At 39.6% G+C, this 9823-nt stretch carries 9 protein-coding genes; 5 read left to right on the top strand and 4 right to left on the bottom strand.

What is annotated here, in order from left to right; translation table 11 throughout:
- The coding region (locus Q0039_RS03500) for a LamG-like jellyroll fold domain-containing protein (RefSeq protein ID WP_297509136.1) at positions 1 to 2300 on the top strand (2300 nt) is incomplete at its 5' end.
- Positions 2301 to 2549: 249 nt separating this feature from the next.
- On the opposite strand, the gene hisS is transcribed toward Q0039_RS03500, so the two are convergent.
- Positions 2550 to 3956, bottom strand: a complete 1407-nt coding sequence (gene hisS, locus Q0039_RS03495; RefSeq protein WP_297509133.1) for a histidine--tRNA ligase — start codon at positions 3954 to 3956, stop codon at positions 2550 to 2552.
- Between the two features lie 245 nt (positions 3957 to 4201).
- On the opposite strand from hisS, the gene Q0039_RS03490 reads away from it, so the two are divergent.
- A complete protein-coding gene (locus Q0039_RS03490; protein ID WP_297509130.1) occupies positions 4202 to 5446 on the top strand; it encodes an ABC transporter permease in 1245 nt (414 codons plus the stop codon).
- Here the strand turns inward: Q0039_RS03490 and prmC are convergent, their stop codons facing one another.
- Both prmC and Q0039_RS03480 read right to left on the bottom strand, forming a co-directional pair.
- Positions 5447 to 6298: a peptide chain release factor N(5)-glutamine methyltransferase gene (prmC, locus tag Q0039_RS03485; protein WP_297509127.1), complete on the bottom strand. Its 852-nt coding sequence runs from the start codon at positions 6296 to 6298 to the stop codon at positions 5447 to 5449.
- A complete protein-coding gene (locus tag Q0039_RS03480; protein ID WP_297509124.1) occupies positions 6298 to 6786 on the bottom strand; it encodes a GNAT family N-acetyltransferase in 489 nt (162 codons plus the stop codon). Before Q0039_RS03480 ends, prmC begins: the two co-directional genes overlap by 1 nt.
- 26 nt (positions 6787 to 6812) lie before the next feature.
- Between Q0039_RS03480 and ribD the strand changes: the two genes are divergently transcribed.
- From ribD to Q0039_RS03465, 3 genes are all read left to right on the top strand, one after another.
- Positions 6813 to 7856, top strand: a complete 1044-nt coding sequence (gene ribD / locus Q0039_RS03475) for a bifunctional diaminohydroxyphosphoribosylaminopyrimidine deaminase/5-amino-6-(5-phosphoribosylamino)uracil reductase RibD (protein ID WP_297509121.1) — start codon at positions 6813 to 6815, stop codon at positions 7854 to 7856.
- A complete protein-coding gene (locus Q0039_RS03470; RefSeq protein WP_297509118.1) occupies positions 7849 to 8460 on the top strand; it encodes an HAD family phosphatase in 612 nt (203 codons plus the stop codon). The genes ribD and Q0039_RS03470 overlap by 8 nt, the downstream gene beginning before the upstream one ends.
- 224 nt (positions 8461 to 8684) lie before the next feature.
- Positions 8685 to 9290, top strand: coding sequence for a YigZ family protein (locus tag Q0039_RS03465; protein WP_297509115.1), 606 nt, complete (start codon positions 8685 to 8687; stop codon positions 9288 to 9290).
- On the opposite strand, the gene Q0039_RS03460 is transcribed toward Q0039_RS03465, so the two are convergent.
- On the bottom strand, positions 9287 to 9691 hold the full coding sequence (locus Q0039_RS03460; RefSeq protein WP_297509112.1) for a thioesterase family protein: 405 nt from the start codon (positions 9689 to 9691) through the stop codon (positions 9287 to 9289). The genes Q0039_RS03465 and Q0039_RS03460 overlap by 4 nt on opposite strands.
- Between the last annotated feature and the right edge of the window lie 132 nt (positions 9692 to 9823).

Raw genomic sequence — 9823 nt, 5'->3', positions numbered from 1 at the left:
TTAATGGAACTACCTATACCTACACCCAATTAAACACTTTAAGTACACGCAAATGGTATCATGTTGCGGTTACCTTAGGTGATGGAACGCTAACTATCTTTGTAAATGGTGTTCCCCAAACCTACGCGGTAAGCGGCACGATTACTAGCGACAGTTCTGTATTTACTTTAGGAAAAAATCCTGCCGCAAATTCCCTTTATTTCAATGGAAAAATGGATGAAGTTCGTGTATTTAATGTACGATTAAGCAACACGCAAGTTCAACGAATGGTAAACCAAGAAATTGAAAACAATAGCGGTCAAATTCGAGGAACATTTATCCCTAAAGATATTGAATCAGCAGCTTACACTAATTTGTTGCGCAATTACCGAATGGATACTTTTAAAAATGACATTAGTGATAATTTCACAACACCAACTATCGATACAGGATCTGGATTAAAATTATACAATCACAAACTTATTGCTCCTCAAGAAGCACCAATGCCTTATATAACTCTACGTTCGGGTGATTTAGCAACAGCAGTTCATGACGCAACAAAAGATATTGATGGAGCTGATGTTTTGGATTATGATTGGAATATTATCGATATCCGTCACGATATAACTGAAACAAGTAATACAACTGACTTAGCACTCGTAGTTAATGCAGGAGTAACCGTAACGATGAATAACGATACAAAAATGCAAAATGCTTGGTACTTAAAATTGGATGGTATCTTGGATTTAAAAGGGGGTTCTCAATTGGTGCAAACCAGTACAAGTGAGTTGGATGTAACCAGTGCTGGCTATATTAAACGCGATCAACAAGGAACAAAAAATATTTATAATTACAATTACTGGAGTTCACCGGTTAATTCAATCAACACAACTACCAATAACGGAGCGTTTACTGTTGATGCAATTATGAAAGATGGAACTACAGGCACTCCTCAAAATATTACTTGGACAAGCGGATTGGATGGTGCAGCTACTGCGCCGATAACCTTAAGCAGCTATTGGATTTTTAAATTCCAAAATTTAACCAATACCTATGCCAACTGGCAACCGGTTGGTCAAAACGGCGCACTTTACCCTGCACAAGGATTTACATTAAAAGGTAGTGGTGCAGTTGGATCTAACCAAAACTATACGTTTATTGGTAAACCCAATAACGGCACAATTACTACAACAATAGCTTTAGGAAATTTAAACCTAACCGGAAACCCCTACCCTTCGGCTATAGATGCAAATGCTTTTATTACTGCAAATGCAAGTGCAATCACAGGTACTATTTATTTCTGGGAACATGCAAACAATAACAATACGCACAGTCTATCAGCTTATCAAGGAGGTTACTCTGTTCGTAACTTAGTTGGTGGTGTTGGACCCACAGCTCCTGCCGGAATTAACGGACTTGGAAACAGCAACCGTGTTCCGCAACGCTTCATTCCAGTGGGTCAAGGATTCTTTGTAATAGGAAATGGTACGGGCGGAACGATTACGTTTACTAACGAACAACGGGCTTTTGTAAAAGAATCCAATGCTTCATCCAACAGTATGCTAAGATCGGCTACCGTTTCAACGGCTCAAAATTTTGGTAACAATGCCGACGATACGTTTACAACCGATAACTATGCGCGTTTGCGCCTTGGAATGACCTCCAAAGACAACTACCACCATGATATTTTACTTGGCTTTATGGAAAATTTAGCTACTCCTGGTCTAGATTATGGTTTTGACTCGGTATCTATAGACAACCAACCTAATGATGTTTATTTCAAAACGGCAGGGACCAACTTATTGATTCAAGGTGACGATTTCTTTAATATTAACAAAACCTATCCAATTGGGGTGAAAGCATATGTTACAGGCGAAATCAAATTCATGATTGATGAAGTAGAAAATCTTCCCGCTTCACAACGCTACTATATCTTAGATAATCAAGACGGAGTTTATCACGACATAACAAATTATCCGTATATCGTAGAAGTTCCTCAAGGGAATACTGACAACCGTTTTGTACTAACGTTTAAAGACACTAGCGCATTAAACAACAGCGATTTCACAAATGAAGATAATGTACAAGTAGTCTACTCATCGACCAATAATGTGTTGACTATCAAAAATAATGTAGCCGATGCTACAATCAATAAAGTGATCCTTTACAACATGCTCGGTCAAGAAATCATGACCTTCAAGGTTACTGGTCAGAATCAGACCACGATCCAAATTCCAGTACATGGAATCAGCAGCGGAACCTACATTACTAAAGTAGTTTCAGATAAAGGAACCACATCGAAAAAGATTGTTTTTAATTAGGGTTTAAACAATTTTGGTTTGACGACTAGAAAGCCACGCCTGATTAGCGTGGTTTTCATTTTTTAGAGCAAATCGATCGACTTATAATAAGATGCCTTCCCGCTATCCGCGCTACTCGCCTGCCTAAAGTCGAGGCGGGGTAGCTTGCTGCTATCGGGGTTATACTTCAACTGCCAATTTTTAAAATTCAAATCCCTAAAGCAAAAAAAACACGCCGCTAGGACGTGGATTTAAAAATCTATTTTTTGTTTAGAGAGTAATTAACTGCTCCAACGTTAATGCCAACACTGCACCACTCGCTATATTTTTTACCGAAAAAATGTCGTTTTCAACCGAACGCACAACAAAAGGTATACCCCGCTTTTCGGCATATTTAAATTGCTTGTCCAACTTTGCTGCATCGGGATACAACTCAGCGTGAACACCTTGTTTACGCAGCGATGTAACGGCTTGCATTGCTTTAAAAGCTTGATCGTTATCGTTATTAAAGAATAAAATCTTGGGAGCAGCTGTAATTGTAGTAGGAAATAATCCGAGTTCTTCCAATACCAAATAAATACGGTCCAAACCAAACGATATACCAACACCGCTCACTTGCTTTAATCCAAAAATTCCCGTAAGATCGTCATAGCGACCGCCACCGCCAATTGAACCCATTTGCACCGCTTTTGGAGCGGCAACTTCAAAAATAGCTCCCGTGTAGTAATTTAAGCCACGTGCCAATGTAACATCCAAATCCAGTTGTGCTTGTTGCAAACCTAATGCAGCAACCTGTTCACAAATAAATCGCATTTCAGCGACACCCGCTAAACCTTCTGGAGAGTTGGCCAATAGGGTTTCGAGTTGGGCCAATTTGTCGGTAAGCAAACCCGAAAAGGAAAATAGAGGTTGTACTTGTTCTAAAGCAGCTTCTGTAATTCCTTTTTCACGCATTTCTTTTTTTACGCCCTCTACCCCTATTTTGTCCAATTTATCCAATGCAATAGTAAAATCAATTAATTGATCCGATGCACCAATTACTGCAGCAATTCCCGATAGAATCTTACGGTTGTTCATTTTTATAGTTACACCATTTAACCCTAAATCGGCAAACACAGCGTCATACAATTGCACCAATTCAACTTCTTGCCAGAGTGAGGTCGAACCTACTACGTCGGCATCGCATTGGTAAAATTCACGGTAGCGCCCTTTTTGAGGTTTATCGGCACGCCAAACGGGTTGTATTTGATACCGTTTAAACGGAAATGCTAGTTCATTTTGGTGCATAACCACATAACGAGCAAACGGAACCGTTAAGTCGTAACGCAATGCCTTATCCGAAATTTTAGCCGTAAACCGATTCAATGCAATGCGTTGGTCTACCGTAATCGTTTCGGCCGAATTGGATTGGAGTGCTTCTATTGATTCGGGCAATTCAATTTTATTTTTATCGTAGAAATAGTTTCCACTATTGAGTATTTTAAAAATCAAACGGTCCCCCTCTTCGCCATATTTTCCCATCAAGGTAGACGAATTCTCAAAAGAAGGCGTTTCGATGGGCTGGTAACCAAAACATTCAAAATGATGGCGCATCACCGACATAATGTAGTTGCGTTTTGCTACTTCTGCGGGAGATAAATCCCGGGTTCCGGTAGGAAGTCCTGGTTTTTGTGCCATTTTTAATGTGTATTTACGTTAATTTATGCAAATATCGAATATTTTAGGCAGTTAAAAAAAATACGCTTTTAAGAAATACGGATAGGGGAATCAATGCACTGTAGCGTTAGGGATTAAGGGACTGTTGGAGCTCGCCCGAGTCTACGAGGGAAGCGACTCCCGAAAGCCCGGCCAACGCCCAAAATAAAGTAATTAACAGCTATAAAGCTGTAACAAAATACGTATCTTCGTTACCTATAATTACCATGAAAGGAGTATTTAGAGAAAATATTAAAATTGCTTTGGGATCGATACGTTCGCAATTGTTGCGCACGATCCTTACTATTTTCATTATTGCATTGGGAATCATGGCACTCGTTGGGATTCTTTCGGTCGTTGCAGCTTTAGACAATACCCTAAATTCCAAATTTGCAGCAATGGGTTCAAACACGTTTACGATTAATCAATATGAACTCACCTCTAGACGGCGCGGTGGGGGAACAATTGAGCAAATCAACCCAATCATTTCTTATCCTCAGGCCAAAGCTTTTAAAGAAAAATACGATTATCCTGCAACACAAACAGCCGTATATTTTACCGCTGCATCAAAAGCAGAAATCAAATTTGAAAACGAAAAAACAGATCCCGAAATATCCGTTTTAGGCGTAGATGAATTTTATGTCCCCAACACCGGCTCTGAAGTCATTGATGGACGCAATTTTAATGTGTTTGATATTAGCAACAACCGCTATGTCTGTGTAGTGGGGAATTCATTTGTTAAAGATGGTTTATTAAAAAACAGTCCTCCAATAAACCAAATTATTACGATTCGCGGGGCCAAATTTCGCGTAATAGGCGTACTCAAAGAAAAAGGATCTACTTTTGGCAACAACCAAGACCAACGGGTCATGATTCCTATACAAATCGCACGATCTCTTTTTTCAGCACCTTCGCTAAACTATACGATTAGCACCATGGTTTCGCGAAAAGAAATTTTAGATGCAGCCATTGACCATGCCCGTCTTACAATGCGTCGCGTACGCCAACTCAATCCGGTAGCCACCACAAATTTTGGAATTTCCCGCAGTGATGACTTGGTGCAACGTATTGCCGAAACCACGGGAACCCTTAATATTGCAGCGGTTGTGATTGGTTTTATTACCATTCTAGGGTCGTCTATTGCTTTAATGAATATTATGATCGTTTCGGTAACCGAACGAACGCGTGAAATTGGAGTTCGTAAATCACTAGGCGCCAAACGCAGCACAATTGCCTGGCAATTTTTTATCGAAACACTCGTAATTGGACAATTGGGCGGTTTGTTGGGAATGCTATTTGGAATACTTATTGGGTATGGATTTGCCAAATTATTTGACTTTGAATTTACCCTACCCTGGATGGCTATGATTGCCGCTGTGATTACCAGCTTCTTAGTTGCCTTGGTTTCGGGACTCTATCCTGCAATTAAAGCCTCAAAACTAGATCCTGTTGAAGCATTGCGTTACGAATAATTACCGGATACAGCGCAGCATTCGATCATTACCATAACAATCTTTTCGTAATTCAATTGCTTCAAAACCTATTTGTTGCATCAAATTCACGGTTTCATTACCAAGATATTGGTTAATTTCTACATACAACTTCCCTCCTTTTTTCAAATGCTCATAAGCAAAATTGCCTATATGACGGTAAAACAACAACGCATCTTCATCGGCAACAAACAAAGCCAAATGGGGTTCATAGTCGAGTACATTGGGTTGAATTTCATGTTTTTCTAATAATCGCACATACGGTGGATTGGAAACTATAATGTCCAATTTGCAATGGGCAAAACAATTAAAAAGCGTTGCTTCATCCAAAATGCTTTGGTTTATAAATTGAATAGATACTCCATTTTGCATTGCATTGCGTTGCGCAACTTCAAGAGCTGCACTCGAAATATCAAGGGCCATTACTTGAGCATTGGGTAAATTTTTAGCCAGAGCTATGGCAATACATCCGCTTCCCGTTCCCATATCGAGCAATGCTAATTTTGGATTTGTAGTTTCGCGAAGGATCCAATCTACCAGTTCTTCGGTTTCGGGTCGCGGAATTAAAGTAGCCGGCGTTACTTCAAACAACAAATCAAAGAAAACCGTTGTACCTATAATATATTGAATAGGTTTGAACTTTTGTAGGGCAAGCAATGCCAATTGCCATCGGTCGACTTGTTGGGTTTCCAGTTCGGGTTCGAGAACTAAATCAATGCGCTTTTTGGACTCAAATGCATCCAACAATAAATCAAAAAATCGTGCGGCTTCAGCGGCATCGTAGTGCGGGGTGAGGGTTGCTAAAAACTGGGATTTAAGTTGACGTAATTGCATTACTGAAGCGATTTAAGCATCCATATGGGACAATTGGTATGACCGGTATTCCCTAAGGGTTCGCAAAGATAGTCAAAACCCATTTTCTGGTAAATATGTTGTGCGGCTATCATCTCGGGTAAAGTCTCCAAATAACATTTTTGATACCCAAAATCATTGGCCGCTTTTAAACACAATTGGATGATTTGAAGGCCGATGCCTTGGCCTCGAATTTGGGGGAGAAAGTACATTTTTTGCAATTCACAAACACCATCACTCCCGTTATCTAGGGGTCGGATACCCGCTCCTCCTAAAATTACCCCTTCTTGTTCCACCACAAAATAAACCGAATTCGGAATTTGGTAGGTTTCAAACATAAAATCCAATTGCGGATCGGCATAAGCTGTCCCTGTCAAAGGGTAGCCCTCAAGCTCAAATACCGATCGAATCGCTTGGGCAATTTTTGGATTATCATTGGATTGAATTTTACGAATGTGAATGGAGCTCATTTCTGTGGTAATTGTATTTTTGTGAAGTGAAGATACATGAAAAATATATACAACGATGCATTCAATTGGCCCAAAATGGCTTAGGAACCACCTATCCTAATCCGTTAGTAGGTTGTGTAATCGTACATAATGATGCAATCATTGGTGAAGGTTGGCATCGAAAAGCGGGTGAACCCCACGCAGAGGTACGAGCGGTGCATTCGGTAAAAAATAAAGACCTATTAAAAGAAGCTACTATTTATGTGAGTTTAGAACCTTGCAGTCATTTTGGAAAAACGCCACCCTGTAGTGATCTTATTTTAGAAATGGGCATTCCCACTATTGTTATTGGTACTATCGATCCTTTTGCAGCTGTGGCCGGTCGGGGAATTCAAAAATTACGCGATGCAGGAAGAAATGTTATCGTTGGGGTTTTAGAACACGAATGCCGTGTATTGAATAAACGTTTTTTTACGTTTCACAACCAAAAGCGCCCCTATATTATTTTAAAATGGGCACAAACCGCAGATGGTTTTATTGCACCACTAACAAAAGAAAAAAAAGCACCCGTTTGGATTTCCAATCCCTATGCGCGACAGTTGGCGCATAAATGGCGTAGTGAAGAACAAGCAATTTTAGTCGGCACAACCACCGTTTTGGACGACAACCCAAAATTGGACACACGCGATTGGTTTGGAAATAATCCCATTCGCTTGGTAGTCGATCGCTCAGGTAAAATTGGGAAAAACTACCATATAAAAAATGGGGAAAAACCCACAATTGTATTTACAGAAATAGAAAATAAGGAATCCGATAACCAAGTTACTTACCTAATTTGTAACTTTGAGTATTCCCTCCCGGAACAAATTGCAAAACTAGTAGCTCAAAAAAACGTGCAATCGATCCTTGTAGAAGGAGGCAGCAAAATGCTGCAACAGTTCATTGATGCTGATTTATGGGACGAAGCACGCGTTTTTGAGTGTCAAGCACAGTGGGGTTCTGGTATAAAAGCGCCGCAATGGAATGCTGTGGCTAACCACACGGAAACAATAGTCGACAACCAACTTAAAATCTACTTCCGTTATGATTAATGCGATTATATTTGACTTTGGAGATGTTTTTCTAAATTTAGAGAAAGATGCACAGGTAGCGGCTTTCCAAAAATTGGGGCTAAATGAGCTATGGACAGACGATTTGATGGCACAAAATGATCGTTTTGAAAAAGGGCAAATGACGGAGCAAGAATTCTTAGAATCGTTTCAAAAGGAATTGCCTAACGCATCATTGTTGGATATTCGCGCTGCATGGAACACTATTATTGGTGATTTTCCTTTGGAACGTTTGGAGTTTTTACAAATGTTATCGGGCAAATACCGGCTATTTTTACTAACCAATACGGATGAAATCCACATCAGCTGGTTTGAACACAAAACGGGAATGTCATTTTGTACGGCTTTCTACACTTCTTTTGAAAAAGTATTGTATTCCTATGAAATGGGTATGCGTAAACCCGATCCTGCGATTTATAGCCATATCATGGAGAAGTATGACTTATCACCCAAGCGCACCTTATTTATCGATGACAAAAAAAGTAATACTGATGCCGCAGCCGCTTTGGGTCTGCATGTTTGGAATTTGCAAGTAGGCAAAGAAGATGTAACCGAATTGTTTCAAAAAAAGGAATTTCCGCTGTAGTGACTAGTGATTAGTGACTAGTGACTAGTGACTAGTGATTAGTGACTAGTGACTAGTGATTAGACGTTGGACGTTAGACTTTGGACTTTGGACATTACAGTATAAACGTTTAAATTTCACCCGTTCCTCATTGAAACATCGACAAATTTTCAAATTAACTAATTTTCAAACCTGCCTGCCGGCAGACAGGTCTTCAAATTGACACATCGACTTATCGACACCTTATGATTGACACCTATCGCACCATTGCGGAACCTCCGGAGGTAATTCTGTACAAAGAGAAAAACAGTAAGTTTTATGGCTATGTTTTTCCGGTACAATCCGATGATGAAGTCAAGGAATATTTAGAACAATTGCGCAAACAGCATACCGGTGCGGGTCATTTTTGTTATGCCTACCAATTGGGAACCGAGCGAATATACTACCGCGCTAATGACGATGGCGAACCCTCCAATTCGGCGGGCATGCCTATATATGGACAAATTCAATCATTTGGTGTTACGAATGTATTGGTAGTAGTGGTTCGTTTTTTTGGTGGCGTGAAATTGGGGGTTGGTGGCCTAATCGCTGCTTATCGAACTGCAGCACAACAAGCGCTAGAGGGCGCTGTTATTGTAGAACGCACCGTGGATATTTTAATTAAAGTCAAATTTGATTACAAAAACCTCAACAAAGTTATGCGCGTAATCAAAGAAAAAAACCTATCTATTATTTCCCAAACGATGGAACTCAACTGTGAGATAATCATTTCTACCCGAAAAAAAAATGCGGAAAGTGTATTTACCCTTTTCAGTGCGCTTTTTGAAATTGAAATTGAACGCTTACATTAAATCTCATTTTGCATTATCGTTAAAATAGCTGTTGGCGGTTCAACAGGGCGGCCGGTTTTTACCGCTACAAAAACCAATATAAAATGTGCATTTGTTAATAACTCCCCGTTTTCATTGCGAATTTCACAATCAAATTCAATCTTAACTCCACTGTAGTGTTTTAATCGAGTGTTGACTATGAGCAAATCGTCATAGCGAGCAGGTTTTTTATAATTGATATGCATGGAAACTATTGGGAGCGCAATACCACTTTCCTCTAATGCTTTATAGGAAATCCCTCTATTTCTGAGCCATTCCACGCGTCCGATTTCAAAATAGGGCACATAACTCCCATGATACACTACTCCCATTTGGTCGGTTTCGCTATACCGCACCCGAACCTGTACTTCATTTAATTTCATCTATATTTTTGTGTCGTTAATCTACAATTTAAAATTTCTTTACAACAAAATTTTTAAAAAATCAATAGGGTTTTATTTTTTTTTAACCAAAATTGTTCACATATTTGTTAACCCAAAAAAAAAGGAGCAAAT

The sequence above is a fragment of the Flavobacterium sp. genome (genome assembly GCF_027484945.1).
In the GTDB taxonomy this organism is placed as follows: Bacteria; Bacteroidota; Bacteroidia; order Flavobacteriales; family Flavobacteriaceae; genus Flavobacterium.
Note: the sequence above shows the minus strand (reverse complement) of the source record. Positions and strands in the feature narration are given on the sequence as shown.

Coding starts and splice junctions, on each gene's coding strand:
- Q0039_RS03490 (WP_297509130.1), top strand. CDS start 4,202: ATGAAAGGAGTATTTAGAGAAAATATTAAAATTGCTTTGGGATCGATA.
- Q0039_RS03465 (WP_297509115.1), top strand. CDS start 8,685: ATGATTGACACCTATCGCACCATTGCGGAACCTCCGGAGGTAATTCTG.
- prmC (WP_297509127.1), bottom strand. CDS start 6,298: ATGCAATTACGTCAACTTAAATCCCAGTTTTTAGCAACCCTCACCCCG.
- hisS (WP_297509133.1), bottom strand. CDS start 3,956: ATGGCACAAAAACCAGGACTTCCTACCGGAACCCGGGATTTATCTCCC.
- Q0039_RS03480 (WP_297509124.1), bottom strand. CDS start 6,786: ATGAGCTCCATTCACATTCGTAAAATTCAATCCAATGATAATCCAAAA.
- Q0039_RS03470 (WP_297509118.1), top strand. CDS start 7,849: ATGATTAATGCGATTATATTTGACTTTGGAGATGTTTTTCTAAATTTA.
- Q0039_RS03460 (WP_297509112.1), bottom strand. CDS start 9,691: ATGAAATTAAATGAAGTACAGGTTCGGGTGCGGTATAGCGAAACCGAC.